Annotated in this window: 3 protein-coding genes and 1 pseudogene; all 4 read left to right on the top strand. The window is 72.2% G+C overall.

All coding sequences use genetic code 11. The annotated features are described in order from the left end of the window. A pseudogene (locus tag G3N92_RS33490) lies at positions 1–261 on the top strand (hybrid sensor histidine kinase/response regulator); the annotation flags it as partial. Continuing rightward, positions 258–668 (top strand): response regulator, encoded by a 411-nt coding sequence (locus tag G3N92_RS33485; protein ID WP_206131787.1) that lies wholly within the window; start codon positions 258–260, stop codon positions 666–668. The pseudogene G3N92_RS33490 and the gene G3N92_RS33485, both read left to right, overlap by 4 nt. Beyond that, positions 640–1,029: a chemotaxis protein gene (locus G3N92_RS33480; RefSeq protein WP_206131786.1), complete on the top strand. Its 390-nt coding sequence runs from the start codon at positions 640–642 to the stop codon at positions 1,027–1,029. Before G3N92_RS33485 ends, G3N92_RS33480 begins: the two co-directional genes overlap by 29 nt. Positions 1,030–1,083: 54 nt before the next feature. After that, positions 1,084–1,422 carry an STAS domain-containing protein gene (locus G3N92_RS33475; RefSeq protein WP_206131785.1) on the top strand — a complete coding sequence of 113 codons (339 nt, stop codon included), beginning with the start codon at positions 1,084–1,086 and terminating at the stop codon, positions 1,420–1,422. Positions 1,423–1,451 lie beyond the last annotated feature (29 nt).

Genomic DNA, 1,451 nt, shown 5'->3' with positions numbered 1-1,451 from the left:
GACGCGCTCGGCGACGCCGCCGTGATCGCGCCGGCGCTGCTGATCGCCGATCCCGCGCCGGACGGCGCGCAGGCCGAGCACGCCGCGCGCCGCCTGCGAGAAATCGCCGGCCCCGCGCCGATCCTGCTCTACACTGACGACGTTCCGGCCGCCGCATCCGCGATCGCGGCCGACCGGTTGCCCAAGCGCGGCACCGACGACGATGCGCTGCTGCGTGCCGCGCGGCGCATCGCCCACCCCGACGGAGGTTCCCATCGATGAGCGCGACGCTCCACAAGGTGCTCTGCGCCGAGGACGACCCGGACATCCGGGCGATCCTCGAATTCAGCCTCGGCGCGGTCGGCGGCTATGAAGTCCGGCTGTGCCCGGACGGCGCCGACGCGCTGGCCGAGGCCGATGCCTTCCAGCCCGACCTGATCCTGCTCGACGTGATGATGCCGACGCTGAGCGGCCCCGACACCATGCGCGCGCTGCGCGAGAAGCCGGCGCTGCGCGACACGCCGATCGTGCTGATGTCGGCGCGCGCGCTGCCCGACGAAATCGAGGCGCTGCTCGAACACGGCGCCACCGGCGTGATCGTCAAGCCGTTCGACCCGATGACGCTGCCCGAACATCTGAAGATTTACTGGGATTACGCCCGTGATAAACGCGCCGGACACGCCTCCTGAATTCGAGCGCCAGCTCGCGGTGCTGCGTGCGCGCTTCACGTCCGGGCTCGGCGCGCGCCGCGACGAGCTGACGGCCGCCTGGAGCGAATGGAACGCCCTGGCAGGCACGCCCGATGCCGAGCGCCCGCGCGCGGTGCTCGCGATCGCGCTGCACCGGCTCGCCGGCGCGGCGCTGTCCTACGGCTTCGAGACGATCGGCCAGGCAGCGCGTACGCTCGAAGGACGCATCACCGCCGACGGCGCGCAACTGGACGGCCTGAGCACGCCGTTCGGCGCGCTCGTGGCGGGCATCGACGATGCGTACGCCGGTGCGGCGGGCGCATCGCGCGCCGCACCGGATACCCCGCCCGCAGCCCAGTAACGTCCCCGTGCCGCCGCCCGCCGGGCCGCGGCCAGCCCCGAGAGGATCATCAAGATGGAATTGCAGACTACCCACGCGCCGTCCGGCCCGCTGCTGGTTCGCCCGGCGGACCCGCATCTCGACGCCGGCAACGTTCAGGCGTTCAAGGATGCGATCGCACCGCTGCTCGCGCAGGAGGCGCGCATCGTGTTCGACATGTCGTCGCTGAGCTTCGTCGACAGCTCCGGCCTCGGCGCGCTGATCGCGTGCCTGCGCGAGACGCACCGGCGCGGCGGCGATTTCAAGCTGTGCGCGATGACCAAGCCGGTCAACGCGCTGTTCGAGCTGATGCGGATGCATCGCGTGTTCAGCGTGCACGCGAGCGCCGACGACGCGCTCGCCGCGTTCGCGTGAGCTCGCGCCGCACGGCGCGCTGACGCCGA

It is taken from the genome of Burkholderia sp. Ac-20379 (assembly GCF_017104645.1).
Lineage (GTDB): Bacteria > Pseudomonadota > Gammaproteobacteria > Burkholderiales > Burkholderiaceae > Burkholderia.
This window is presented reverse-complemented; position numbering and strand designations above follow the sequence as displayed.

Coding starts and splice junctions, on each gene's coding strand:
- G3N92_RS33485 (WP_206131787.1), top strand. CDS start 258: ATGAGCGCGACGCTCCACAAGGTGCTCTGCGCCGAGGACGACCCGGAC.
- G3N92_RS33475 (WP_206131785.1), top strand. CDS start 1,084: ATGGAATTGCAGACTACCCACGCGCCGTCCGGCCCGCTGCTGGTTCGC.